General features: G+C 60.1%; 30 protein-coding genes, 1 tRNA gene and 1 pseudogene. 14 read left to right on the top strand and 18 right to left on the bottom strand.

The window, feature by feature from the left end:
* The first annotated feature begins 117 nt into the window (after positions 1 to 117).
* Positions 118 to 885 carry a FadR/GntR family transcriptional regulator gene (locus tag BG455_RS11270; protein WP_071470103.1) on the top strand — a complete coding sequence of 256 codons (768 nt, stop codon included), beginning with the start codon at positions 118 to 120 and terminating at the stop codon, positions 883 to 885.
* Positions 886 to 934: 49 nt separating this feature from the next.
* On the opposite strand, the gene BG455_RS11265 is transcribed toward BG455_RS11270, so the two are convergent.
* The 5 genes from BG455_RS11265 to BG455_RS11245 all read right to left on the bottom strand — a co-directional run bounded on the left by BG455_RS11265 (position 935) and on the right by BG455_RS11245 (position 3,468).
* On the bottom strand, positions 935 to 1,495 hold the full coding sequence (locus BG455_RS11265) for a F0F1 ATP synthase subunit B family protein (protein ID WP_425438743.1): 561 nt from the start codon (positions 1,493 to 1,495) through the stop codon (positions 935 to 937).
* Positions 1,495 to 2,013, bottom strand: a complete 519-nt coding sequence (locus tag BG455_RS11260; RefSeq protein ID WP_071470101.1) for a F0F1 ATP synthase subunit B' — start codon at positions 2,011 to 2,013, stop codon at positions 1,495 to 1,497. The genes BG455_RS11265 and BG455_RS11260 overlap by 1 nt, the downstream gene beginning before the upstream one ends.
* 74 nt (positions 2,014 to 2,087) lie before the next feature.
* Positions 2,088 to 2,324: a F0F1 ATP synthase subunit C gene (locus tag BG455_RS11255; RefSeq protein WP_071470100.1), complete on the bottom strand. Its 237-nt coding sequence runs from the start codon at positions 2,322 to 2,324 to the stop codon at positions 2,088 to 2,090.
* Positions 2,325 to 2,381: 57 nt separating this feature from the next.
* Complete coding sequence (locus BG455_RS11250; RefSeq protein WP_084386306.1) at positions 2,382 to 3,089, bottom strand: F0F1 ATP synthase subunit A; 708 nt, start codon at positions 3,087 to 3,089, stop codon at positions 2,382 to 2,384.
* A gap of 25 nt (positions 3,090 to 3,114) precedes the next feature.
* Positions 3,115 to 3,468 carry an AtpZ/AtpI family protein gene (locus tag BG455_RS11245; protein ID WP_071470099.1) on the bottom strand — a complete coding sequence of 118 codons (354 nt, stop codon included), beginning with the start codon at positions 3,466 to 3,468 and terminating at the stop codon, positions 3,115 to 3,117.
* A 224-nt stretch (positions 3,469 to 3,692) separates the two neighbouring features.
* Between BG455_RS11245 and BG455_RS11240 the strand changes: the two genes are divergently transcribed.
* Entirely contained in the window at positions 3,693 to 4,046 is a 354-nt protein-coding gene (locus BG455_RS11240; RefSeq protein ID WP_425438745.1) for an ArsR/SmtB family transcription factor, read from the top strand.
* On the opposite strand, the gene BG455_RS11235 is transcribed toward BG455_RS11240, so the two are convergent.
* The 5 genes from BG455_RS11235 to BG455_RS11215 form a co-directional block, all read right to left on the bottom strand.
* Entirely contained in the window at positions 4,034 to 4,756 is a 723-nt protein-coding gene (locus BG455_RS11235) for a proteasome-type protease (protein ID WP_071470097.1), read from the bottom strand. The genes BG455_RS11240 and BG455_RS11235 overlap by 13 nt on opposite strands.
* Before the next feature lie 67 nt (positions 4,757 to 4,823).
* Positions 4,824 to 5,642 carry a transglutaminase family protein gene (locus tag BG455_RS11230; protein ID WP_071470096.1) on the bottom strand — a complete coding sequence of 273 codons (819 nt, stop codon included), beginning with the start codon at positions 5,640 to 5,642 and terminating at the stop codon, positions 4,824 to 4,826.
* Positions 5,639 to 6,592 carry an alpha-E domain-containing protein gene (locus BG455_RS11225; protein WP_071470095.1) on the bottom strand — a complete coding sequence of 318 codons (954 nt, stop codon included), beginning with the start codon at positions 6,590 to 6,592 and terminating at the stop codon, positions 5,639 to 5,641. Before BG455_RS11225 ends, BG455_RS11230 begins: the two co-directional genes overlap by 4 nt.
* A 1-nt stretch (position 6,593) precedes the next feature.
* Positions 6,594 to 8,012 carry a circularly permuted type 2 ATP-grasp protein gene (locus tag BG455_RS11220; protein WP_071470094.1) on the bottom strand — a complete coding sequence of 473 codons (1,419 nt, stop codon included), beginning with the start codon at positions 8,010 to 8,012 and terminating at the stop codon, positions 6,594 to 6,596.
* Between the two features lie 169 nt (positions 8,013 to 8,181).
* Positions 8,182 to 8,778, bottom strand: a complete 597-nt coding sequence (locus tag BG455_RS11215) for a LysE family translocator (protein ID WP_071470093.1) — start codon at positions 8,776 to 8,778, stop codon at positions 8,182 to 8,184.
* A 90-nt stretch (positions 8,779 to 8,868) separates the two neighbouring features.
* Here BG455_RS11215 and BG455_RS11210 point away from each other — a divergent pair, with 90 nt between their 5' ends.
* The 3 genes from BG455_RS11210 to aroA all read left to right on the top strand — a co-directional run bounded on the left by BG455_RS11210 (position 8,869) and on the right by aroA (position 11,480).
* Positions 8,869 to 9,321: an Lrp/AsnC family transcriptional regulator gene (locus tag BG455_RS11210; RefSeq protein WP_071470092.1), complete on the top strand. Its 453-nt coding sequence runs from the start codon at positions 8,869 to 8,871 to the stop codon at positions 9,319 to 9,321.
* A gap of 83 nt (positions 9,322 to 9,404) precedes the next feature.
* Entirely contained in the window at positions 9,405 to 10,046 is a 642-nt protein-coding gene (parA, locus tag BG455_RS11205) for a ParA family partition ATPase (protein ID WP_071470091.1), read from the top strand.
* A gap of 84 nt (positions 10,047 to 10,130) precedes the next feature.
* Positions 10,131 to 11,480: a 3-phosphoshikimate 1-carboxyvinyltransferase gene (gene aroA / locus BG455_RS11200; protein WP_071470090.1), complete on the top strand. Its 1,350-nt coding sequence runs from the start codon at positions 10,131 to 10,133 to the stop codon at positions 11,478 to 11,480.
* 4 nt (positions 11,481 to 11,484) lie between these two features.
* Here aroA and trmD read toward each other — a convergent pair whose 3' ends face one another.
* The 5 genes from trmD to ffh form a co-directional block, all read right to left on the bottom strand.
* Positions 11,485 to 12,288, bottom strand: coding sequence for a tRNA (guanosine(37)-N1)-methyltransferase TrmD (gene trmD, locus BG455_RS11195; RefSeq protein ID WP_071470089.1), 804 nt, complete (start codon positions 12,286 to 12,288; stop codon positions 11,485 to 11,487).
* Complete coding sequence (gene rimM, locus BG455_RS11190) at positions 12,285 to 12,794, bottom strand: ribosome maturation factor RimM (protein ID WP_071470088.1); 510 nt, start codon at positions 12,792 to 12,794, stop codon at positions 12,285 to 12,287. Before rimM ends, trmD begins: the two co-directional genes overlap by 4 nt.
* A gap of 87 nt (positions 12,795 to 12,881) precedes the next feature.
* A complete protein-coding gene (gene rpsP, locus BG455_RS11185; protein WP_071470087.1) occupies positions 12,882 to 13,235 on the bottom strand; it encodes a 30S ribosomal protein S16 in 354 nt (117 codons plus the stop codon).
* Positions 13,236 to 13,296: 61 nt separating this feature from the next.
* Positions 13,297 to 13,593 carry a chorismate mutase gene (locus BG455_RS11180; RefSeq protein WP_071470086.1) on the bottom strand — a complete coding sequence of 99 codons (297 nt, stop codon included), beginning with the start codon at positions 13,591 to 13,593 and terminating at the stop codon, positions 13,297 to 13,299.
* Positions 13,594 to 13,650: 57 nt separating this feature from the next.
* Positions 13,651 to 15,144 (bottom strand): signal recognition particle protein, encoded by a 1,494-nt coding sequence (gene ffh, locus BG455_RS11175; RefSeq protein ID WP_071470085.1) that lies wholly within the window; start codon positions 15,142 to 15,144, stop codon positions 13,651 to 13,653.
* Between the two features lie 250 nt (positions 15,145 to 15,394).
* Here ffh and BG455_RS11170 point away from each other — a divergent pair, with 250 nt between their 5' ends.
* The 3 genes from BG455_RS11170 (at position 15,395) to BG455_RS11160 (ending at position 17,649) form a co-directional block, all read left to right on the top strand.
* The gene (locus tag BG455_RS11170) at positions 15,395 to 16,534 is read left to right on the top strand and encodes a PQQ-dependent sugar dehydrogenase (RefSeq protein ID WP_071470084.1); all 1,140 of its coding nucleotides are present in this window, start codon (positions 15,395 to 15,397) and stop codon (positions 16,532 to 16,534) included.
* 127 nt (positions 16,535 to 16,661) lie between these two features.
* Positions 16,662 to 17,504, top strand: coding sequence for a bifunctional allantoicase/(S)-ureidoglycine aminohydrolase (locus BG455_RS11165; RefSeq protein WP_071470083.1), 843 nt, complete (start codon positions 16,662 to 16,664; stop codon positions 17,502 to 17,504).
* Between the two features lie 55 nt (positions 17,505 to 17,559).
* Positions 17,560 to 17,649, top strand: a tRNA-Ser gene (locus BG455_RS11160).
* Positions 17,650 to 17,792: 143 nt separating this feature from the next.
* Here the strand turns inward: BG455_RS11160 and BG455_RS11155 are convergent.
* Entirely contained in the window at positions 17,793 to 18,482 is a 690-nt protein-coding gene (locus tag BG455_RS11155; RefSeq protein WP_211307067.1) for an ion transporter, read from the bottom strand.
* Between the two features lie 96 nt (positions 18,483 to 18,578).
* On the opposite strand from BG455_RS11155, the pseudogene BG455_RS17710 reads away from it, so the two are divergent.
* The 5 genes and pseudogenes from BG455_RS17710 to BG455_RS11140 all read left to right on the top strand — a co-directional run.
* Positions 18,579 to 18,728: pseudogene (locus tag BG455_RS17710) on the top strand (DUF4236 domain-containing protein); the annotation flags it as partial.
* Between the two features lie 12 nt (positions 18,729 to 18,740).
* Positions 18,741 to 18,899 carry a hypothetical protein gene (locus BG455_RS17600; protein WP_245735533.1) on the top strand — a complete coding sequence of 53 codons (159 nt, stop codon included), beginning with the start codon at positions 18,741 to 18,743 and terminating at the stop codon, positions 18,897 to 18,899.
* Positions 18,900 to 19,288: 389 nt separating this feature from the next.
* Positions 19,289 to 19,555: a spike base protein, RCAP_Rcc01079 family gene (locus BG455_RS11150; protein WP_071470081.1), complete on the top strand. Its 267-nt coding sequence runs from the start codon at positions 19,289 to 19,291 to the stop codon at positions 19,553 to 19,555.
* Between the two features lie 59 nt (positions 19,556 to 19,614).
* On the top strand, positions 19,615 to 20,511 hold the full coding sequence (locus tag BG455_RS11145) for a glycine-rich domain-containing protein (RefSeq protein WP_071470080.1): 897 nt from the start codon (positions 19,615 to 19,617) through the stop codon (positions 20,509 to 20,511).
* 2 nt (positions 20,512 to 20,513) lie between these two features.
* On the top strand, positions 20,514 to 20,849 hold the full coding sequence (locus tag BG455_RS11140) for a hypothetical protein (RefSeq protein ID WP_071470079.1): 336 nt from the start codon (positions 20,514 to 20,516) through the stop codon (positions 20,847 to 20,849).
* 11 nt (positions 20,850 to 20,860) lie between these two features.
* Here BG455_RS11140 and BG455_RS11135 read toward each other — a convergent pair whose 3' ends face one another.
* The gene (locus BG455_RS11135) at positions 20,861 to 21,970 is read right to left on the bottom strand and encodes a glycosyltransferase family 4 protein (protein WP_071470078.1); all 1,110 of its coding nucleotides are present in this window, start codon (positions 21,968 to 21,970) and stop codon (positions 20,861 to 20,863) included.
* Complete coding sequence (locus BG455_RS11130; protein WP_211307068.1) at positions 21,967 to 22,500, bottom strand: glycosyltransferase family 4 protein; 534 nt, start codon at positions 22,498 to 22,500, stop codon at positions 21,967 to 21,969. Before BG455_RS11130 ends, BG455_RS11135 begins: the two co-directional genes overlap by 4 nt.
* A 36-nt stretch (positions 22,501 to 22,536) precedes the next feature.
* Here BG455_RS11130 and BG455_RS17450 point away from each other — a divergent pair, with 36 nt between their 5' ends.
* On the top strand, positions 22,537 to 22,689 hold the full coding sequence (locus BG455_RS17450) for a hypothetical protein (protein WP_211307069.1): 153 nt from the start codon (positions 22,537 to 22,539) through the stop codon (positions 22,687 to 22,689).
* Positions 22,690 to 22,697: the final 8 nt, after the last annotated feature.

Genomic DNA, 22,697 nt, shown 5'->3' with positions numbered 1-22,697 from the left:
CGGCCCGGAACGGTTTTTTATTGCGTATCGGTCGAAGCGGTCATATCTTTTTACCAATATCTGCGTAAAATTCGGGCAGGCCCTGTTTGCCCGTACCAGACCCAAGGCCAAAACAGCATGCCCTTCCAACGCGTCCAACCCGAAAAACTGTCGCAAAGTGTCGTCCGGCAAATCGAAATGCTGATCTTGCGCGGCATTCTGCGCCCCGGTGAGCGGCTGCCATCCGAACGGGAACTGGCTGAAAAGATGGGCGTCTCGCGCCCGTCGCTGCGCGACGCGGTCTCGGAAATGCAGGCGCGCGGGTTGCTGACGACCAAAGCAGGGGCCGGAATTTATGTGGCCGAACTGCTGGATTCTGCTTTCTCTGACTCGCTGGTCAGCCTGTTTGCGGGCCATGACGCGGCCCTGTTCGACTATATCAGCTTCCGACGCGACCTGGAGGGGATGTCTGCCGAACGCGCCGCGCGGCTTGGGTCCGAGATGGATTTGAAAGTCATCGACACCATTTATCAGAAGATGGAAGACGCCCATCTCATCCGCGACTCGAGCGAGGAAGCCAGACTTGATGCGGAATTTCACCTGTCGATTGTCGAGGCGTCTCATAACATCATCATGCTGCATATGATGCGCGCCATGTTCAACCTGTTGCATCAGGGGGTGTTTTATAACCGCCAGATGATCTTTCGCCAGCGCGGCACGCGCGACGAACTGCTGAACCAGCACCGCGCCATCAACACCGCGTTGCAGGACCGCGACCCGATTGGCGCGCGCAACGCAGCGCAAGCGCATCTGGACTATGTGAAACAGTTGATGAGCGACCTGAAACGCAGCGAACAGAATGAAGAAATCGCGCGCCTGCGGTTCGAGCATGCGCGCGCCATGTAAAAAACCCGGCACAGGGCCGGGTTATTTACATATCTTGTCCGATGATGGCTTAGTGCAAATGCTCTTGCGCAGAGGCGATCGCTTTTTGAACGAGCGCGTCATTACGCTCTGCATCCATCTGCTTGGCCAGCACATCGCCCGCCGCCGCGATGGCAACCGCCACAGCCTTGTCACGCACAGCGCGAATTGCGGCGGCCTCGGCTGAGGCGATCTGGTCTTCAGCGCTTTTCAGGCGGCGCGCGATCGAAGCCTCGATATCGGCCTTTGCCTGATCTGCTGCGAGTTGCGCATCTGCCTTGGCCTTTTCGACAATGCGCGCGGCATCATCTTTGACCTCGGCATGGCGACGCTCGAACGAGGCATGTAGTGCCAGCGCTTCTTCGCGCAGGCGGCGTGCCTCATCCAACTCGGACTGGATACCGACTGCGCGGCTGTCCAGCAGGTCTGTCACTTTCGCAGGCACCTTGAAGTAAATCAGGATACCAAGAAAGATGACAAACGCCATCAGGACAATCAGGTCTGTATTATACAGCGAGAAGAAAGGCTTTCCCGCAGGCGCGGCCAGCGCAGGGCTGGCAATCAGTGCTGCAAGAACGGAAAGTCGCAACATCATGCATCCCCTTTCAAGCGCGCATTCACTGCCGCCGTCACGCTGCGCCCATCTGCTTTTGCGCCAAAAACATTCAGGATGTCCGATGTCACGTCTTTCGACACATCCGACACCATATCCATGGCACTGTCGCGGATGTCGCGGATGCGACGTTCCGACTCGGCAGATTTTGCGGCAATCTCTGCATCGGCCTTAGCAAGCTGAACATCAAGTTCTGCCTGCATTTCAGCCTTGGCGGCGTCAACAATCCGGCCTGCTTCGGCACGCGCATCTGTCAAAGCCTTGTTATAGGCTTCTTCGGCTTGCTGTGCTTTCAGCTTGAATTCTTCAGCCGCGGCAATATCGCTGGTGATTGTCCCACGGCGATCGGCCAGAACTGCTGCAACACGCGGCAAAGCCACGCGCGACATTATGTAGTACAAAACCACAAGCGTCACGATAAGCCAGAAAATCTGGTTCGAGAACGTGGTTACATCAAGTTGGGGCATACCTGGCCCCGAAGCGGCAGTCTCTGCCATGTCGTCCCCCTAAGCCCTGAATTCACCGAAGGGGCCAATCGGCCCCCCCGGGCATAAGGATATTCGGGAAGCGCTTAGACAGCGAACATCAGCAGCAGAGCGACGAGGAACGAGAAGATCCCCAGCGCTTCTGCGAATGCGATGCCGATGAACAGCATGGCTGTCTGGCCTGCGGCAGCCGACGGGTTGCGCAGGGCACCCGACAGGAAGTTGCCAGCAATGTTGCCCACACCGATGGCTGCGCCGCCCATACCAATGGCAGTCAGACCAACACCGATGTATTTGCCCATTTCTGCGATATCGCCTTCCATGTCATTTCTCCTTGAGGTTGGAATTGGCTAGAGTTGATATTCGACCGGAAACACCCGTCAGTGCGAGGGATGCAGTGCGTCCTTCAGGTACACACAGGTCAGAATGGTAAAGACGTAAGCCTGGATCACAGCGACCAGCAGCTCCAAAGCATAGAGCGCGGTAACAGCCAGAACCGGCACGAAGAACGCAGCCCCCAGCGCGCCCGCAAAACCTGCGAACACTTTCGCCACCGCATGCCCCGCCATCATGGCACCGGCAAGACGAATGGAATGACTGATGGGGCGTGCGAAGTAAGAGATCAGCTCGATCAGCGCCAAGACAGGGCGCAGGGCCAAGGGCGCGGAACTGACCCAGAACAGGCCCAGAAACTTGGTGCCGTTCAGAATGAAGCCCAGCGCCGTGACCGACAGGAACACCGTAAAGGCCAGCACCGCAGTCACAGCGATATGCGACGTCGTGGTAAAGGCGAACGGGATCAGGCCCAAGAGATTCGCAAACAGCACGAACATGAACAGCGTGAACACATGCGGGAAGAAGCGCACAGCGTCATGCCCTGCCACGTCTTTCACCATGTTATAGATGAACCCATAGGTCATTTCAGCGGCAGATTGCGCGCGGCTTGGAACCAGCGCGCGACCGCGTGCGCCGTAGATCATCAGCACAGAGGCCGCAACCACAGTCAGCGCCATCCACAGCGTCACATTCGTTGGTGTATACCAACTGACATCGCCACCAAACAGCGCCTTGACTTCAAACTGGTCCATCGGCCTGATTTCAAGGCCACCATTTTCACCCGCCACTGGTCTTGTCCCCTTGTTCCGCAGCCGCTTTCGGCGGCACCGTCGTGTCTTTTCCGGTTTCAAACTCGCGCGCAGAGCGCATCATCGTCTTGATCCCGGCCGCAAAGCCCAACAAAGTCAGCAGCACCAGAAATATCGGCAAGGTGCCAAGCAGCACATCCAGCCCGTATCCCATTGCCGCACCGATGCCCAAACCAGACACCAGCTCTATCACCATACGCCAGCCGATCTGGGCCATCGAATGGTGATCTTGCGCAGCGCGCGGCGGCTCGATCGCGGCTTTGGCCTTTGCGATCCGGTCTTCGAGCGCTTTGAGCTGCTCCATCTCGTCTCGCTTGGTCATGCCCGCCACCTCCGGCTGCAAGTTGCGCGATAACTAGGCAGGCAGGGGGTTAGAGTCAAGTCAGATAAATCACCCCCGAACACCGCGCAACCAACTGTAAATAAACAGATTTTGTAAATACGCAGAGTCAGGGCAAGCTGCCGCGTGCCACTTCTGATGCGCAGAGCATATTCAACCAAACAGTTGACCTTTTGCAACCAGCCCCCCAGAAGACGGGAATGGAGATGAATTCCGCCCCCAATCTTGACCAGATTTTCATGGCGCTTGCCGACCCCACACGGCGCGCCATTCTGGCCATGTTGCTGGAAGATGACATGGCCGTAACCGATGTGGCCCACCCGTTCGAGATGTCGCTTGCCGCGATTTCCAAGCACTTGGGTATCCTTGCGACTGCGGGGCTGATAAGTCAGGAAAAACGCGGGCGCGTGAAATGGTGCAAACTGGAACCCGATGCCCTGCGCGAAGCCAGTATCTGGATGCAAGCCTTCGGGCAGTTCGAGGCCATCAATCTGGATGCGTTCGAGCGGTTTTTGGCGCAGGAACTGTCCAGCCCCCCCGCAGATGATCACTTGATCTGAGTGAAGGCGTCGCGCAGCGCTTGTGACCATGCCGCAGACATGGCGGCGAATTGCTCGTCATTGGCTTCGATCCGGCGCTGTTCGGTGATCCGCAGCGCATCGGCTTCGATCACGGCCATATCCAGCGGCATCCCGACACTGAGGTTAGAGCGCAGCGTTGAATCCATCGATAGCAACACAGCCTTGCGCGCATCTTCCAGTGGGGTATCGGCGCTTATAACGCGGTCCAGAATGGGCTTGCCGTATTTATGCTCGCCGATTTGCAGATAGGGCGTGTCATCTGTCGCCTCGATGAAATTGCCCTCTGGATAGATCAGGAACAGGCGCATCCGCCCGCCCTTGCGCTGGCCTGCCACGATCATGGAGGCGCTGGCGCTTTGGTTCATGCGGTCCATGCGCATTTTTGTTTCTGCTGTCACGCGCGAGAGCATCTCGCCCACCATTGTGGCGACATCAAGCATATTCTCGGCCTTCATGATCGAGGTGTCATGCGTGGCGTCAGCATTGTTGATGTCTTCGGTCAGGCGCGCAATGGTCGTTTGCGTTACAGACAGGTTTCCGGCTGTCATCATGACGATGACACGCTCGCCCGGTTCCTCGAAGGTGAACATCTTGCGATAGGTTGAAATATTGTCCAGTCCCGCATTCGTGCGGGTGTCGGACAGCAAGACGAGCCCCGCATTCAGCAGAAGTCCGACACAATAGGTCATCGTTTGGTTTCCCTGAAAAGATCAGCCGTGAAGTCGTAGCGCTGTCGCTGCGCAGGTGCAAGCGCTGTCACTGTTGCTGCGCCTCGATCAGGACGGTTACATCCAGCGTTTCCTCGGCCCCGCCCAGCACCAACCCGCGGATGGGTGCTGCATCCTCTGCATCAAGGCCAGAGCCAAGGCGGATGTAATGCTCGTTCGGGCAGCATTTGTTAGACGCATCGAACCCGACCCAGCCCAGACCCGCGACAAAGATTTCAGCCCAAGCATGGCTGGCTTCATGCGGAGAGCCGTCATCGGTTGCGTTCAGATAGCCGGACACATAGCGCGCGGGCATATTGGCGATATGCGCGCAGGCAATCAGCACTTGCGTATGGTCCTGACACACGCCCGCGCCTTCGGTCATTGCCTCGGCGGCGGTGGTATGGGCGTGGGTTGCACCGGGGCGGTAGGGCAAAGCCTCGGCCACGGCGGCGGCCAGCAGATGCGCGCGGTCCAGTTCCGGCGCATCTTCCTTGCCCCGCAGCGCGTCATCGACCAGATCGCGGATCGCGCGGTTCGCCTCGGTGCGCATGGTGTGGCGCATATAGGCGCGCGGGGCCACGCGTTCGCGGTGGCCGCGCAGAATGCCAGAGGTGTCTGTCGTCTCGACCTTGCCGCTGACCGTCACCTCGATATGGGTGACGGGCATCCGAAGCGAGACGGTTTGAATATAATCCCCAGCCCCATCGCGGAACAATTCCCCCATCACGGCGCCCGGCACCTCGACCTTCCAATCAATCACCTTCTGCCCGTCGCATTTGGCCGGCGTCAGGCGGTGACTTTGCAATATCCCCCCCACGGGAGAGGCGAAATCATAGCGGGTCTTGTGAAAGACAGTCAGGATCATCGCGCTTCTCCGGTCAGATATTGGTCATTGATGCACTGACCAAGGCCCGCATTCTCGGAAATCATGCGCGTCAGGAATTCGTGCAGCCCTTCATCGAACACATCTTCGATCCGCGCTTCGGCCAATTCGCCCAACAATGTGCGCGCGGCTTCCTGCGCGGGGCTGGAGCGGCCATAGATGCGCCCCAGATGGTCCAGGTGTTCATTCACTTCCAGACAGCAGGACAGAAGCGAGCGCGGGAATTTAGGGTTCAGGATCAGGAAATGCGCAATCTGCGCGGCACTCAATTCCCCGCCATAGGCCCAGTTATAGGCCCGATGCGCCGACAAGGCGCGCAGCAGCGTTGTCCATTGGTAATTGTCCAGCCCCGATCCGATATAGGCGACCGAGGGCAGCAGCACATAATATTTCACATCCAGCAGGCGCGCCGTATTGTCCGCACGTTCCACCGCATAGCCCAGATTCATGAAGCGATAGCCATCATTGCGCAATTGCGTGGTTTCAATCGCGCCACGGATCAGGGCGGCGGTGCGCAAGGTCCAGTCAGTCAGTTCCGGCACTTCCAGCGAGGACCGCTCGCGCCGGGTCAGGGCCTTCAATTCCTGAAAGCTGGTATTGATCGCATCCCAGACCTGAGAGGTCAGGGCCGTGCGCACAATGCGCGCATTCTCGCGCGCAGCGGTGATGCAACTTGCAACAGACGAGGGGTTTTCAAGATCGAAAAACAAGAAGCTCTCGGCATTGCGCTGCACCAGATCGCCGTATTTATCGGTGAATTGCTGCAAGGTGCCCTTGCTTTGCAGTATCGCGCCCCATTCATTGCGGAACCCCCCGCCCGCATTGGGCAGAAGTGCGTTGCGAAAGCCCAGATCCAACAGACGGGCCGTGGTTTCAGAGCGTTCCAGATATCGGGCCATCCAGAACAGGTTGGCGGCTGTGCGGCTTAGCATTTCATTCCTCCGCGATGACCCATGTATCTTTCACACCCCCGCCCTGACTGGAATTCACAACCAGTGATCCATCTGTCAGCGCCACGCGCGTCAGCCCGCCCGGCACCAGTTCCACATCGCGCCCGACCAGACAATAGGGCCGCAGATCGACATGGCGCGGGGCGATGCCTTCCTCAACAAATGTCGGGCAGGTGGACAGCGCAAGCGTGGGCTGGGCGATATAGTTTGACGGGTTCGCGGCAAGTTTGGCGGCAAAAGCCTCGATCGTGGCCTTATCGGCTTTTGGCCCCACAAGCATGCCATAGCCGCCCGATCCATGCACTTCCTTGACCACCAGTTCGGCCAGATGTTCCTGCACATATTTCAGGTCATCCGCCTTGGCGCATTGCCATGTCGGCACGTTTTCCAGAATCGGTGCTTCGCCCAGATAGAAGCGGATCATCTCGGGCACATAGGTATAGATCGCCTTGTCATCTGCCACACCCGCACCGGGGGCCGAACAGATGGTCACCCCGCCAGAGCGGTAGACATTCATCAGCCCCGGCACCCCAAGGGTGGAATCGGGGCGGAAACACAGCGGGTCAAGATAGGCGTCATCAATCCGGCGATAGATGACATCCACTTTTTTCGGCCCTTCTGTGGTGCGCATCCAGCAGAAATCGCCCTCGACAAACAAATCCTGCCCCTCGACCAGCTCGATCCCCATCAGGTCGGCCAGAAAGCTGTGCTCGTAATAGGCCGAATTGTAATGGCCGGGCGTCAGCAGCACCACGCAGGGGTCACGCTCGCATTTCGCGGGCGCGACAGAGGCCAGCGTGCGCTTGAGCAGCCGCGCATAGCCATCAACCGGAGCCACGCGGTTTTCCTGAAACAGATGCGGGAACATCCGCATCATCACCTCGCGGTTCTCCAGCATGTAGGACACGCCCGAAGGGGTGCGGCAATTGTCTTCCAGCACATAGAACTGGTCTGCGCCCGTGCGCACCAGATCAATGCCCACAATATGGCTGAACACGCCCAAAGGCGGGCGGAACCCTGCGACGGCAATCTCATAGGCCTCGTTTTGGTAGACCAGATCCGCCGGAATGCGGCCCGCGCGAATAATCTCACCCCGATCATAGACATCGGACAAAAACGCATTCAGCGCGCGCGCGCGCTGCTTGATACCCCGTTCCAGCCTGCGCCATTCATTGGCCCCGAAGACACGGGGGAACATATCGAAGGGGATCAGCCGGTCAGGGTCACCCCCTTCGCCATAGACGGCGAAGGTAATGCCATAGCGGCGGAAAAGCCCCTCTGCCTCGGCCTGTTTCAGCGCGCGGAATTCGGCGGGCATGTTCTGATACCAGCCTTCCAGCATCTGGTAAGGCATGCGAAGTCCATCGCGGTCATACATCTCGTTAAAGAAAGCTTCTGTCATCTGCTCAATCGCTCCCTGACTTGGGATCATCAAAGGCGGAAGCTTGGGGAATGTAAAGGTGTCAGGCTATATTCGCTGAAATTTTGGGCATTTGTGCGAATATCCGCCGTAAAAACAAGGTTTCCAGCCGCGTGCCGCCAAGATACGCGCCCTGCCCGCCCTGCAGCACTTAGTTCTGGAACAACACGGGCACCAGTGACGCCACCAGCAGCGCAGCCATAGTGTAATTGAACACCCGCAGCGCAACCGGATTTTGCAAGAACCGCCGCACCCCCAAGCCCAGCACTGTCCAGATGATCGTGGTCGTCCACCCGACACACAGGAACCCGAACGCGACCCATGCCACCGCGATCCATTCCTGCCCCGGCGCATAGAGCGCCACCGCCCCCAGCGAGATGATCCATGCCTTCGGATTCACCCATTGAAACGCCGCCGCCTGCAAAAAACTGAGCGGGTTTCCTGCCCGCTGCGCGCCAGCCGGCGGGGCCGCATGGGCGATTTTCCACGCCAGCCACAGCATATAGACCGCAGACACAAGTTTCAGCACCATCTGCGCAGGCGGATAGCCAATGAAAATTCCCATCAGCCCGACACCCACCAGAAACACCATCACCGCATGCCCGATGGCGACACCCGCCATATGCGGCACTGTGCGCCGGAACCCGAAATTCACGCCAGAGGCCAGCAGCATCACATTATTCGGCCCCGGTGTAACCGAGGTGACAAACGCAAATGCAATCAAGGCCAGAAACAGGTCCAAAGTCATCGGCACGCCCTTTATGTTGGCAGTGTTTTAGCGCCAGAATGCTGCCGATACATTGCAAAAGCTGCGCAAGAAATGCTATTTCTGCAATAAATGAGTGATCTTGACAGAAAATCAGAAGCGATATTGCGCATTCTCTCACAAGATGGGCGCATCCCGAATATTGAACTGGCAGACCGTGTGGGCCTGTCCCCCTCTGCCTGCCTGCGCCGCGTTCAGGAATTGGAGCGCCAGCGCGTCATCACCGGCTACCGCGCCGTGATTGACCCAACCCAAACCGGAATAGGCTTTATTGCCTATGTCACAGTGGGCCTGTCAAAACACACCAAAGCCGCACAGGCAGAGTTCGAGCGCCTGATGCGCGCCTCTCCGCAAGTGCGCGAATGCCACAACATTACCGGCACTGTCGAATACCTGCTGCGCGTCGAGGCGCGCGATCTGGCCGCTTACAAGCAGTTTCACACTGAATATATGGGCGCTTTCCCCTTTCTGGACCGGATCACAACCATGGTGGTCATGGGATCGCCCAAGGATGAACGCGCCTGAAATTTGCGCGTGCATCCTGTGGAAAACTCGCATATGCTGCACCGCAGCATAAGCTGGGGCGATCAGGGCGAGGGGTGCGGATCATGGCCAAGGGTAAGGTAATTACAATCGCGCAACAAAAGGGTGGCAGCGGCAAGACAACGCTTGCGGTCAATCTGGGCGTGATGCTGGCGCGTGCCGGTCACACAATCGCGTTTCTGGATACCGACCCGCAAGGCTCGCTCGGGCGCTGGTTCATGACCCGCAACGACGCTGGCCGCGCCGAGAATATGGAGTTTTCCACGGCATCCGCATGGGGTGTGGGTTATGAGGTGGGCAAACTGCGCGACATGGCAGACTATGTCATTATCGACACCCCGCCCAAAGCCGATTCCGACCTGCGCCCTGCCCTGCGTGTGGCCGATCTGGTGCTGGTGCCTGTGGCCTCCAGCCATGTCGACCTATGGGCCACCGACGGGGTGCTTGACCTGACACGCCGCGAAGGGCGCGAGGTGCTGGTCGTGCTGAACCGTACCCGCGCAGGCACACGGCTGGGGGCCGAGGTGATGGAAGCCGCACAAGCCCTTAGCGCCAATCTTGCGACCAGCCAGATTGCCAACCGTGTCGCCTATGCCGAAACGCTGGGTCAGGGGCTTGGCGCGATCGAGGGGGTGCGCAGCCCCGCCATGCGCGCCGAACTTGAAGCGCTGGTCGCCGAAGTCAGCGCCGCATTGCAAGACGACTGACACCACCACGCAACCGCCCCATGGACGCCCCGTGCGGGTTGCGCTATTGCCTGCGCAGAATTAACCTGTTCGAGAGGCGCTTCTATGTCCGGCCATGGCCCCGCATTTTCCATGACTGCCCGCAAATCCGGCCCGCTTTCCGGCGTGGCCGAGGTGCCCGGCGACAAATCCATCTCGCACCGCGCGCTGATCCTCGGGGCCTTGTCCATTGGCAAAACCTCGATCACCGGCCTGCTGGAAGGGCAGGATGTTCTGGACACGGCCAAGGCGATGCAGGCCTTTGGCGCAGAAGTCACGCAGCATGGCCCCGGCGACTGGTCGGTGCATGGCGTGGGCGTGGGCGGCTTTTCCGAACCCGAGCAGGTGATTGATTGCGGCAATTCCGGCACGGGCGTGCGGCTGATCATGGGTGCCATGGCCACCACCGATATCACCGCCACATTCACCGGCGATGCCAGCCTGAACAAGCGCCCCATGGGCCGCGTCACCGACCCGCTGGCGCTGTTTGGCGCACAGTCCCATACCCGCCGTGGCGGACGCCTGCCCCTGACACTTATCGGCGCGGCGCAGCCCGTGCCTGTGCGCTACCGCGTGCCGATGCCATCAGCGCAGGTGAAATCCGCGGTTTTGCTGGCAGGGCTGAATGCCCCCGGCCAGACGGTGGTGATCGAACAGGAACCGACCCGCGACCATACCGAACGCATGCTGCGCGGCTTCGGGGCTGTGATCACGGTTGAAGATACCGATGAAGGGCGCGTCATCACCCTGAACGGCCAGCCCGAGCTGGAAGGCCAGAATGTGGCCGTGCCGCGCGACCCTTCCTCGGCCGCTTTCCCGGTATGTGCTGCATTGATGGTTCAAAATTCCGATATTCTGGTGCCCGGAGTGAGCCAGAACCCCACCAGAAATGGCATTTTCACAACATTGCAGGAAATGGGCGCAGATCTGGTGCTGGAGAACCCGCGCGAAGAAGGCGGCGAGCCTGTGGCCGATCTGCGCGTGCGCTTCTCCCCCCTCAGGGGGATCGAGGTGCCACCCGAACGCGCCGCCAGCATGATCGACGAATACCCTGTGCTTGCCGCTCTTGCTGCCACTGCCGAAGGCGTCACTGTCATGCGCGGCATCAAGGAATTGCGCGTCAAGGAATCCGACCGGATCGATGCGATGGCGCGCGGGCTGGAAGCCTGCGGTGTGCGCATCAGCGAAACCGAAGACAGCCTGACCGTGCATGGCATGGGGTCGGATGGCGTGCCGGGGGGGGCGACAGTGCAAACCCATCTCGACCACCGAATCGCCATGAGCTTTCTGTGCTTGGGGCTGGTGGCTCAAAAACCGATCAAGGTTGATGACGCAGGCCCAATCGCCACATCTTTCCCCAGCTTTGAAACCCTGATGCGCGATCTTGGCGCACGCATCACCCGCGACAACAGCTAGGCACTTAGCCCTTGCGCGCCTGCCATGCGGCCCACAGGTCGGGGCGGCGCGCGCGGGTCAGGGCTTCGGCCTGTTCCTGCCGCCAGCGCGCAACCGCGCCATGATTGCCCGACATCAGAACCGGCGGTATCTCGCGCCCTGCCCATTCGGCGGGGCGGGTATATTGCGGATGCTCCAGCAACCCGTCCGAGAAGCTTTCTTCCTCGACAGATGCCGCATTGCCCAGCACCTCGGGCAGCAGCCGCACAGTTGCATCAATCATGGCCTGCGCGGCAATCTCGCCGCCCGTCATGACGAAATCCCCAAGCGAGACTTCCTCGATCCCGTAATGGTCGATCACGCGCTGGTCCACACCTTCAAACCGCCCGCAGATCATGGTGACGCCGCGCGCGCCCGCCCAGCGGCGCGCTGTGTCCTGCGCAAAGGGCCGCCCGCGCGGGCTCAGGCACACAAGCGGCCATTCCCCCCGATCTTGCGGCACACCGCGCATGGCTGTCTCGATCGCACGGCCCAGAACATCTGCGCGCAGCACCATGCCGGCCCCGCCGCCAGCGGGTGTGTCATCGACATTGCGATGCTTGCCCATGCCAAAGGGGCGCAGGTCAATCGCCTCCAACCCCCAGCGCCCTTCTGCCAGCGCGCGCCCTGTCAGCGACAGGCCCAGCACACCGGGGAAGGCTTCGGGAAACAGGGTGATGAGTCGCGCCTGCCATGCGGCCGCAGGCGTGCCGCGCCTGTCCAGATCACGCGGGGTCAAAGACGGGGTAATGGCCAGTCGGCCCGCTGCGCGACGGGGGCGCGCGCTCACTCGATCAGCCCTTCGGGCGGATCGGCAATGATGCGCCGCGAGGCCAGATCAACCGTCGGCACAATGGCTTGCGTGAAGGGCAACAAGACCGCCCCCTTGCGCCCCGGCACCACCAGTTCCAGCAAATCCGAGGCGCCATGGTTAAGCACCGCCTTCACGCGCCCCATCGACACGCCACCTGTGTCGAACACCTCCAGCCCGATCAGATCGGCATGGTAATATTCGTCATCGGGCAAGGCGGGCAGTTTGTCGCGCTCTGCAAACAGGCGCACCCCGCGCAAGGCATCGGCCTGCTCGCGCGTGTTCACCCCGCCAATGCGCGCGGAGAACCCTTGCGCCACTTGCGCGCCCAAGGTCAGTTTGAACTCGCGCGCACCATCTTCAGACCAAAGCGGGCCATAATCCGCAATCGCGCCGGGATCGGCACAAAAGCTTTTCAGCCGCACTTCGCCGCGCACCCCATAGGCACCGGCAATCGCTCCGACACAGATGCGCGATTTAGTCATGTGGTCATTTTCTTGCGCCAAATACTCTCGGGGGGTGAATTGCCCGGAACGGGCAAGAGGGGGGCAGACAGCCCCCCTTTCACCGGCTTATTCAGCCGTGGCTGCTTCGGCTTTTGCGGCCTTCTCGGCAGCACGCGCCTTGGCTTTCTTGCCCGGCTCGGCTTTCTTCATGTTGGCGCGTGTGGTCGCGCCGCGCGCACCAGCAGCTTCAAGGAAGCGCAGGATACGGTCTGTGGGCTGTGCGCCCTGATCCAGCCAGTGCTGCACACGCTCCATGTCCAGTTTCACGCGGTCTTCGCTGTCTTTGGCCAGAAGCGGGTTATAGGTGCCCAGCTTTTCCAGAAAGCGGCCATCGCGTGGCATGCGCGAATCTGCAACAACGATCGAGTAATGCGGGCGTTTCTTGGCTCCACCACGGGCCAGACGAATCTTAACTGCCATGTCATATTCTCCTTTAGATGGCGTATTGCGCAAAGGGGTTTCCCTGCGCGATTTCAGTGTGTTAGCGTTGCAACCTCTCGTGGTGACGGATCACTTCCGAGATGATGAAATTCAGGAACTTCTTGGCGAATTCCGGGTCGAGATCGGCCTCTTTGGCCAACCATTCCAGCCGCTCGATCTGGCGCTCTTCGCGCGTCGGGTCCGAGGGGGGAAGATCGTGTTGCGCTTTCAGGCGGCCCACGGCCTGCGTATGCTTGAACCGCTCGCCCAAAGTATAGACAAGGATCGCGTCCAGACGGTCGATACTGTCGCGGTGGTCGGCCAGCAGGTCTGCGGCACGTTGGGAATGCTCACTCATGCGGGACGCCCCCTATGGCCGCCAGATGCGGGCCTGACTGTGTTGCGCAAAAAATCGTCATTTTTTCTTGAACATCCCTGACAGGCCGCCGGGCAGGCCACCACTGCCCATTCCGCCCATTCCGGGCATGCCGCCCAGTTGCCGCGCGGCCTGTTGCATCAGCTTCGGGTCCATCTGGGCGGGGTCTGGCATGGCATCGGCCCCTTTGCCCTTGCCCATCATGCCTGCCATCGCCTGTTTCAGCATGCCTTTCTTGCCCATGGTTTTCATCATGTCGGCCATCTGGCGGTGCTGTTTGAGCAATTTGTTCAGGTCGGACACATCCAGCCCCGCGCCTGCGGCAATACGTTTCTTGCGGCTGGCTTGCAGGATTGCGGGGTTGGCGCGTTCTTTCTTGGTCATGGAATTGACCAGCGCGATCTGGCGGCGCAGCATGGAATCGTCAAAGCCCGCTGCCTCGGCCTGTTTGGACATTTTGCCCATGCCCGGCATCATCCCCATGACGCCCTGCATGCCGCCCATTTTCAGCATCTGTTCAAGCTGCAGTTTCAGGTCGTTCAGGTTGAACATGCCCTTTTGAAAGCGCTTCATCATGCGCTCGGCCTGTTCGACCTCCAGCACTTCCTGCGCTTTTTCCACAAGCGCCACAATGTCGCCCATGCCCAAAATGCGGCCCGCAACGCGCTTGGGGTCGAACACTTCCAGCGCATCGGTTTTTTCGCCCAAGCCCACAAAGCGGATGGGTTTTCCGGTGACTGCGCGCATCGACAGCGCGGCGCCACCGCGCCCGTCGCCATCCATCCGCGTCAGCACAACGCCGGTCACGCCAACCTTGCCATCAAACTCGGCCGCGACATTGACCGCATCCTGCCCTGTCAGGCCATCAACGACCAGCAATGTCTCGCGCGGGCTGACCGCGTCGCGCACGGCCTGCACCTCGGCCATCAGGGCCTCGTCAATATGCAACCGGCCCGCTGTATCCAGCAGATAGACGTCATAGCCGCCCAGAGTGGCTTGCTGCTTTGCGCGCTTGGCGATCTGGACTGCGTTCTGGCCCAGAACGATGGGCAGGGTATCAACCCCGATCTGCGCGCCCAGAATGGCCAACTGTTCCATCGCTGCGGGGCGGTTCGTGTCAAGCGAGGCCATCAGCACGCGCTTGCCTTCGCGTTCGGTCAGGCGGCGCGCCAGTTTCGCAGTGGTGGTTGTCTTGCCCGACCCCTGAAGCCCGACCATCAGCAAGGATGCAGGCGGGTTGTCAATTTTCAGCGCGCCCGGATCACCTTCGCCTTCCAGCGTGGCGATCAGTTCATCATGCACGATCTTGACGACCTGCTGGCCCGGTGTGATCGACTTGGTGACGCTTGCGCCTGTGGCTTTCTTTTGCACACGCTTGACGAATTCGCGCGCCACATCCAGCGAAACGTCCGCTTCCAGAAGCGCCACGCGCACTTCGCGCAGTGCTGCGCGCACGTCATCTTCCGAGAGCGCACCCTGCTTCGTCAGCCGGTCAAAGACCCCGGACAGGCGCTCAGAGAGGTTCTCGAACATAAGCGTCACTCCTTACCCTGAAAACAGAGCCTCAAACCAGTATGGCACCCACGGGCGCAACGCGCTGGTGGGTGGCGATCCTTGCCGCAGCAAAGGACCGGAAGATTAAACCTCCGGCGAATTGCGCTTCGCATATGCCCGAACCCCTGCAGAGTCAAGCTTGCATATGGAACCCCTTTTGCATTCGTGAGTTGAGTTTTCCACGAGCAAGCACAGTTCTTGGAATACACGACTGCTCTGGAGGTTTTTTATGCGTTTGACAACGACTGCTTTACTCTCGCTGGCCGCTGCCGGTCTGGCATTGCCTGCCCAAGCGGAAAACGGCTATGCCATCGACATTCTGGCGCAAGAGCTGGACCGCCCTTGGGGCATGGCCTTTCTGCCCGATCACAACGATCTCATCGTCACCCTGCGCGGCGGCGAGGTTGTGTTGTGGAATGCCGATGATGGGGTTGTGCCCGTCTCTGGCGCGCCAGAGGTGGTAGCCAGTGGCCAAGGCGGCCTTCTGGATGTCGCTGTCGGCCCCGATTTTGAACAGGATGGCTGGGTTTATATGACATGGGTTGCCGGTGTGGACGGTGGCACAACCACGCATGTGGGCCGCGCGCAACTGGACCGTGACGCACAGGCGCTGACAGGTCTGGAAGTGTTGCATGTGGTTCAGCCCGGTATCGACAGCGGCGCGCATTTCGGCTCTCGGATCGTGTTTCAGGACGGGTATCTTTATGCCGGTTTCGGGGACAGGGGCAGCAAGGATTTCTCGCCCGCGCATATCTCGCAAGACCTGAGCAGCGAGAATGGCGCGGTCATCCGCCTGACGCTGGAGGGTGAAATTCCCGACGATAACCCCTTTGTCGATGAAGACGGCGCGGCAGGTGCGATCTGGTCCTATGGCCACCGCAACATTCAGGCCATGACGATTCACCCCGACACAGGCGCGGTCTGGCTGGCCGAGCATGGCGAAGCGGGCGGCGATGAGGTAAATATTGTCGAGCGCGGCGGTAATTTCGGCTGGCCGCTTGCCTCTGAAGGGGTGACATATAGCGGCGGCGAACAATTCGCCGAACCCCACCGTGACGGTGACGGCTTCATCTCGCCTATCCATGCATGGCCCGCGGGGCGCGACAATCACAATCCACCCTCGGGCATGGTGTTTTATGACGGGGATGCTTTCGCAGACTGGCAGGGCCATGTGCTGATCGGCAATCTGTATCACAGGTATCTGGGGCTTTGGGCCCAAGAGGGTGACGGGCTAAGCGAAGTTGCCAGATTGCTGGATGGCGAAGACATGCGCATCCGTGATGTGGCTGTCGGCCCAGAAGATGGATTCATCTATGTGCTGTCAGATGGCGAGAATGCATCGCTGCTCAGGCTGACCCCCGAGGATTAAGGGCGCTTGATTCGCCCCCCCCTCGCGGACTTCATGGAATTTAAGGAAGGTCTCTCTTGGCTTTGGGTGCTGGCCCTGCGACAGCGCATTTGCTAGCGTCAGCGCAAACCCTGCCAGAGAGGCCCCCATGACGCCACGCGCATCTGCACCGCAACCCTATTATGTGCCCAAAGGCGGCCTGCCCCCGCAGTCACAACTGATCACGGGGCGGGCGATGTTCACGGACGCCTTCGCCATCATCCCGCGCGGCGTGTTGTCCGACATCGTGACCAGCGCGCTCCCTTTCTGGGATGGCGCGCGTTTCTGGGTTCTCGCACGGCCCATGAGCGGGTTTTCCGAGACCTTCTCGCAATATATTGTCGAGCTGGCACCGGGCGGCGGAAGCGAGCGGCCCGAAACCGACCCGAATGCCGAAGGCGCGGTGTTTGTCGTCGAAGGTGCGGTCTCAGTCCAGCTTGACGGGCAGGACCATCACCTGACGCAAGGCGGGTTTTGCTACCTGCCTGCGGGTGCCCAGTGGCGCATTCGTGCACAGGGCGACACAGGCGGCGTTTTCCACTGGATCAGAAAGCGCTACCAGAGCGTCGCAGGGCTGGACGCCCCCGATGCGTTTTTCACCAATGAAAATGACATCCCCCCTGCCCCGATGCCGGATACAAACGGGGCATGGGCCACCACCCGCTTCATGGACCCCGCAGATATGCGCCATGACATGCATGTCACAGTTGTGACACTGCAACCCGGCGCCGTCATTCCCTTTGACGAGACGCATGTGATGGAACACGGGCTGTATGTTCTGCAAGGGAAAGGTGTGTATCACCTGAACCAACACTGGGTCGAGGTCGAAGCAGGTGATTTCATGTGGCTGCGCGCCTTTTGCCCACAGGCCTGCTACGCAGGCGGGCCAGAGCCGTTCCGGTATTTGCTCTATAAAGATGTCAATCGACATGCCGCGCTGCCTTACGCATAAAGCTGCAACTCTGGCCTTGCAAGCGGTGGCCACTCCACGCTAAGAGACCCCTGACGGAGAGGTGGCCGAGTGGTCGAAGGCGCACGCCTGGAAAGTGTGTAGGCGGGGAACCGTCTCGAGGGTTCGAATCCCTCTCTCTCCGCCAGACTGCTTTCAGTCAATAAAACCCTTCAAATTCATAATCTTGAGGAGAGGTATATTTCTGCGAGACCCGCTTTGGACCCCTCTAGGCGCAAATTGTTTGGCGCTATTTTCTTGCGTCCTAGTTCTCCGTGGTTCGCATAAGGCCTAATCCCGAGTCGCCCGAATGTTGCGCAAGGCATCGCTGAAAGCCCCTGCCAATATTCCTGTCGGAAGCGCGATTAAGCCAATACCTGTTAGCGCAGTAAAAGCCGCTGCGACGCGACCCAAGACCGTGACAGGGACAGTGTCGCCATAGCCTACAGTCGTGAGCGTGGCGATTGACCACCACATTGCCCTAGGGATGGACCCGAACGCCTCAGGCTGGGCATGACGCTCTGCGAGATACAAGGCGCTTGAAGACAGCAGCATAAGAGCGACAGCGGCCACCATGCTTACCCCCAACTCATATCGACGCTGCGAAATGGCCGCGCCGATCATCTGGAGGGCAAGGGAATAGCGCCCCAGCCGCGCAAGGCGCATCAGCCGGACTGCGCGGAACATGCGCAAGAGCGCCGCTTCCAGACCAAACAAAGGAAGCAAGAAGGATACCAGAACCAATAAATCCAACAGTGAGGCGAAGGTAGCGGCATAGCTTGCACAGGATGGGTAGCGGGGATTAACCGGGGCCGCATAAATCCGCCCCAGATACTCAAAACTGAACAAAACAAAGAAAAAGACATGCGCGACTGCAAACACGGGTGCGAACAGGTCTGTAACAGTATGCTCAGTCTCAAACACCCCGAACAAAACCGAAATACAGATAAGAGTAATGATCGCGGTGTTCGTGCGTGACAAGCCCGGGGACGCCTTCATCTCAGGGTCGAGGGCGAAAGACAGTTTTTCTCTCAGCAAAATGTGCTACCTTTTCGTCATTAAAAATCGGGGATTGTAATGGCATTCCGTTTCAGAAGGACAATGAAAATCGCACCCGGGGTGCGGCTAAACCTCACAAAAACCGGCGTAAGTGCAAGGGTTGGACCACGCGGCGCGGGTGTAACCGTTGGAACAAGCGGGACAACAGTTAGCGCAGGTATTCCCGGCTCGGGGCTTCATGTGAGCGAAAAGATCACGCGCCGCGCGAAGCAAACCAAAGTGCAAACAGCCGCATACGAACTGCATGACGCGGGCACCAAGCTAGGTTTCTTCGGCTGGGTTGGCGTTGCGACTGTGACCTCTCTTATTGTTTGGGGGGTGTTGGCGCTGCTTGGGTGAAATCCAATTCCAAGAATCTCTTATTTCCAATGAATTAATCAAATTTCACATGCGGGACGCCATCCGATCACAGACGCCTCATAGGCCTCTATATGCACATCTGGGAAGCCCCCCCACCGCTTTTACCACCCTATGGCCCCAGCGCGATCCACCTTTCCCGCACCGCTCCATTGATACACACGCCGTGCACGAGGGCAGCACCCTGAACAGACCTTGCGCGGCGACTGGCCGCTTATGCCCCCATCCAAACCCCTGCGAGAATGACTGCCAAGATGATACCAAGGGGTAAATCGATCGCACGCATTGGAGAGCCGCGTTTAAGGGATCATCTGTAATCTGCGTGTGTCGTCGCCTTGGATGCGGCCCCAACCTGAGACACGGAGAGTTCCATGAAAGACCCTTTAGCGACACGCGCGGCATCAATATCTGGACCCGCGACTGACATTATCCCTGTGGCCCCCAACGATTTGACCGATTTTGACGAACTGGCCATGTCCCTGTTCATCGAGGCAGGAGGCGCGCTGCGCGTGGTGACCCGCCGGGGCGAGACCCGAGACCTTCTTGTGGAAGACCAGACGCTTTTGCCGGTTGCAGTCCGCCGTGTCATGGCGACGGGAACGACAGCAACGGGGATTCATGCGCTGGTGGTCGGCTGATGCTGGGGTTTGGGCGCGGTTACGCCGTCCTTGCAACAAGACACAGGCGGCGGCAGGCCATGCTGGCGACGGGCGGCATGACCACAGTCATCACCGAAGGGGGGCGCTTTTACCGGGTGCATCGGTTCGAGGCCTCTGGCGTGCTGACTGTCGTTGCGGCCGGAGCCGTTGAATGCGTCATCATTGGCGGTGGCGGGGGCGGCGGGTTCCGGCTTGGGGGCGGCGGCGGCGCTGGCGGGGCTTGGAAATTTGTGCAGGGCGAGACGGATAACAACCTTGCAAGCCCGCTGCATCTGCCGTCCGGCACCTATCCGGTCATTATCGGCGCAGGTGGTGCCGGGTCGGGCACAGTGGGCCTGCGCGGGACAAACGGGTCAGCAAGCTCGGCCTTTTCGCTGACGGCAAGTGGCGGCGGCGGCGGTGGCAGCAACGGCGCCGTGGGAACCCTGGCCGGCGCAAGTGGCGCAAATGGTGGCGGCGGCGTCTATTCCGCAGGCCCCCCCTCTGGGATCGGCGGGACAGGGGCGTTGCCACAGGGCCGGAACGGTGGCTCTGTGACCGGCAGCGCGGCCGCGTCACTTGGGGTGTCAGCAGGTGGCGGCGGGTTTGGCAGCGCAGGCGTAGACGGTACCTCGACCAGCACCCCGGCCGCCCCTATGGGCAACGGTGGTCACGGCCTGACAACGCATATCGCAGGTGCAAGCCTGTCCTTATGTGGCGGCGGCGGCGGCGGAGGTGGGCCGGTCTTTTCGGGGGGGTATGCAGGCAGCGGCCAGGACGGCGGGGGCCATGGCGGCGTCTCTGGTGCGGCCGGGCATGGAATGATCAATTCCGGTGGCGGCGGCGGCGGCGGGGGGGCGAGCGGTGCCACCAACTTTGCTGCCGGAAACGGCGGCTCTGGTCTGGTGATCCTTCGGTACCGGATCAGCCAATCCGAATATCTGGCCGAGGTGTGAACATGGCGCATTTTGCCGAAATCGATGACAACAGCATCCTCATCCGCGTCCTGGTTGTGCCAGAGAACCAAGCAGAGCGCGGCGCGGCCTTTCTGCGCGATGATATGGGCTTGGGGGGGCAGTGGGTGCCGACCAGCTACACTGGCCGGATCGCGCGCCGCTTCGCTGGTCCGGGTATGCGGTGGGACGCGGCGCTTGGCGCGTTTTTGCTACCGCAGCCTTTCCCGTCCTGGTCACTGGACACCGAGGGGGAATGGCACCCCCCTGTTCCCCGCCCTGAAGGGGACGGCTGGGATTGGGATGAAGCGGCCAGCGGCTGGGTGGAACGCGCGTGGTAGCGTGCAGACTCTTACTGCGGCAGCAAACTGGTATATGCCGCAATGACCTGCGCCTCGTCGAACTCGGCCTCGGCGCGGGCGCGGGCGCGCCGCGCCATATCAGCACGCGCCGAGGCGGGCATCGACACGAAACACTCCAGCGCCGCGATCAGCGCCTCAACCGACCGCGGCACGCAGAGGTAACCCGTTTCACCGTCAAGCACGGCATCCCGGCATCCTGGCGTGTCAGTCGTGATTGCAGGGCGGCCCAAAGCTGCCGCTTCCAGCAGAACCCGTGGCGTCCCCTCGCGGTACCAGGTCGGCAGCACAACACAATGCGCCGCCTCCAGCGCAGGACGGACATCCGAGGTCTCGCCCAGATATTCAATGACCCCCTCTTTGTGCCAAGCCTGCACCTGTTCAAGCGGCACAGCAGAACGACTGGACCTGTCGATCGATCCCAGAACCTGAAACCGCAGGGACGGATCGCGCGCGCGCATCACGCGGGCGGCATCGGCAAAAAGTCCGACCCCCTTGTCCCACAACAGCCGCGCCACCAGCAGGAACACAATACCCTGCCCCGCCTCAGGCAAGGGACGTGCCGCAAAGCGCGCCAGATCAACCCCCGAGCCGGGCAACAACTGACTGCGGTCGGGTGCGATCAAACCGGCCTGCAGGAAGATCGCTTGATCCTCGGGGTTCTGGAAGAAGACACACCGCGCGCGGGCAAAAGCCAGACGGTAGAGCAGCCGGATAATCCGGTTGAGTGCTCCGGCATCGTTGAAGGCCGGTCCCAGCCCCGTGACATTCGGCACGAAAGCAATACCCAGCCAGCGGCAGACCAGCCCGGAATAAATGTTGTTCTTGATTGTGTAGCCGAAAACAAAGGCAGGCCGCTCGCGTCGCAATACCCGGTAGAGTCGCCCCAACAGCGCAAGCTCTGCGAGCGGGGCGGTGCCGTTGCGGTCCATCGGCAGGTCTATGACCCGACACCCCATTGCAATCAGCTTCTCGCGGGTGGGGTCTGTGGGCGCAAGAACAACCACCTCAAAACCGCGCGCAATAAGCGTTCGCACCAACCCCTCGCGGAAATTGGCGATCTTGAAGCAGGTGTTGCCGGTAAGGAGGATTCGCGCAGTCACGAATTTCTTGCTCCAATCTTCGTGTTTCCAGCGGCTAAAAAGATGTCACCTAATTGCTTAGACCAAACCTGAAGGCTGTAAAATTCTTCGATACGTTTTCGCGCCACTGATCCCATTTGTTTGCGCAGTGGCTCATCATGGCAAAGCTGTAGAATGCGCGCGCTCCACTCATGAGGCTCAGAGGCAAAGAAACCATCTGTCCCGTCACGAACAATCTCTCGATTTGCTCCTATCGGTGACGCGATGACCGGAAGTCCACAGGCCATGTACTGTATCAGCTTGTACCCGCATTTCCCGCGGGTCCAAGGCGTGTCGGTCAGGGGCATGACCCCGATATCCATACCTTGAATAGATGCAACTTCGCTTTCTTCAGACCACGGAACAATCTCCAGATTTCCCTCTCGAGATGCACAAAGCGCAGCACCCACAGCGCGAAATATGACACCTGCCTTTTCCAGTTCTGTTGCCAGCCCTGCATAGACCGGATATCCCAGATCACGCCATGTCTGCGGGGTTCCGATCCAGCCCACGCGTGGCATTCCATCTGGGCTGGGAACACTGTCTGTGTGATACCTCTCGATATCGACAACGGTCGGGATGATCTCGACCCGCTTGGCACCCGCCTTGAGGGCACGATCAGCCAGATATTGGTTCCCAGCAATGACACAAGCCGCATTGGCCATGACCGCGTCAATCTTGCGGCCCAAAGCCGCATGTAGCGCGTCAA

This window comes from Roseinatronobacter thiooxidans (genome assembly GCF_001870675.1).
Taxonomy (GTDB): domain Bacteria; phylum Pseudomonadota; class Alphaproteobacteria; order Rhodobacterales; family Rhodobacteraceae; genus Roseinatronobacter; species Roseinatronobacter thiooxidans.
Note: the sequence above shows the minus strand (reverse complement) of the source record. Positions and strands in the feature narration are given on the sequence as shown.

Coding starts and splice junctions, on each gene's coding strand:
- BG455_RS11245 (WP_071470099.1), bottom strand. CDS start 3,468: ATGACCAAGCGAGACGAGATGGAGCAGCTCAAAGCGCTCGAAGACCGG.
- BG455_RS11170 (WP_071470084.1), top strand. CDS start 15,395: ATGCGTTTGACAACGACTGCTTTACTCTCGCTGGCCGCTGCCGGTCTG.
- BG455_RS11230 (WP_071470096.1), bottom strand. CDS start 5,642: ATGATCCTGACTGTCTTTCACAAGACCCGCTATGATTTCGCCTCTCCC.
- aroA (WP_071470090.1), top strand. CDS start 10,131: ATGTCCGGCCATGGCCCCGCATTTTCCATGACTGCCCGCAAATCCGGC.
- BG455_RS11215 (WP_071470093.1), bottom strand. CDS start 8,778: ATGACTTTGGACCTGTTTCTGGCCTTGATTGCATTTGCGTTTGTCACC.
- BG455_RS11225 (WP_071470095.1), bottom strand. CDS start 6,592: ATGCTAAGCCGCACAGCCGCCAACCTGTTCTGGATGGCCCGATATCTG.
- BG455_RS11145 (WP_071470080.1), top strand. CDS start 19,615: ATGCTGGCGACGGGCGGCATGACCACAGTCATCACCGAAGGGGGGCGC.
- rimM (WP_071470088.1), bottom strand. CDS start 12,794: ATGACTAAATCGCGCATCTGTGTCGGAGCGATTGCCGGTGCCTATGGG.
- rpsP (WP_071470087.1), bottom strand. CDS start 13,235: ATGGCAGTTAAGATTCGTCTGGCCCGTGGTGGAGCCAAGAAACGCCCG.
- BG455_RS11220 (WP_071470094.1), bottom strand. CDS start 8,012: ATGACAGAAGCTTTCTTTAACGAGATGTATGACCGCGATGGACTTCGC.
- BG455_RS11260 (WP_071470101.1), bottom strand. CDS start 2,013: ATGGCAGAGACTGCCGCTTCGGGGCCAGGTATGCCCCAACTTGATGTA.
- BG455_RS11265 (WP_425438743.1), bottom strand. CDS start 1,495: ATGTTGCGACTTTCCGTTCTTGCAGCACTGATTGCCAGCCCTGCGCTG.
- BG455_RS11270 (WP_071470103.1), top strand. CDS start 118: ATGCCCTTCCAACGCGTCCAACCCGAAAAACTGTCGCAAAGTGTCGTC.
- BG455_RS11180 (WP_071470086.1), bottom strand. CDS start 13,593: ATGAGTGAGCATTCCCAACGTGCCGCAGACCTGCTGGCCGACCACCGC.
- BG455_RS11210 (WP_071470092.1), top strand. CDS start 8,869: ATGAGTGATCTTGACAGAAAATCAGAAGCGATATTGCGCATTCTCTCA.
- BG455_RS11235 (WP_071470097.1), bottom strand. CDS start 4,756: ATGACCTATTGTGTCGGACTTCTGCTGAATGCGGGGCTCGTCTTGCTG.
- BG455_RS11250 (WP_084386306.1), bottom strand. CDS start 3,089: ATGGACCAGTTTGAAGTCAAGGCGCTGTTTGGTGGCGATGTCAGTTGG.
- BG455_RS11165 (WP_071470083.1), top strand. CDS start 16,662: ATGACGCCACGCGCATCTGCACCGCAACCCTATTATGTGCCCAAAGGC.
- BG455_RS11255 (WP_071470100.1), bottom strand. CDS start 2,324: ATGGAAGGCGATATCGCAGAAATGGGCAAATACATCGGTGTTGGTCTG.
- BG455_RS11150 (WP_071470081.1), top strand. CDS start 19,289: ATGAAAGACCCTTTAGCGACACGCGCGGCATCAATATCTGGACCCGCG.
- BG455_RS11140 (WP_071470079.1), top strand. CDS start 20,514: ATGGCGCATTTTGCCGAAATCGATGACAACAGCATCCTCATCCGCGTC.
- parA (WP_071470091.1), top strand. CDS start 9,405: ATGGCCAAGGGTAAGGTAATTACAATCGCGCAACAAAAGGGTGGCAGC.
- ffh (WP_071470085.1), bottom strand. CDS start 15,144: ATGTTCGAGAACCTCTCTGAGCGCCTGTCCGGGGTCTTTGACCGGCTG.
- BG455_RS11240 (WP_425438745.1), top strand. CDS start 3,693: ATGAATTCCGCCCCCAATCTTGACCAGATTTTCATGGCGCTTGCCGAC.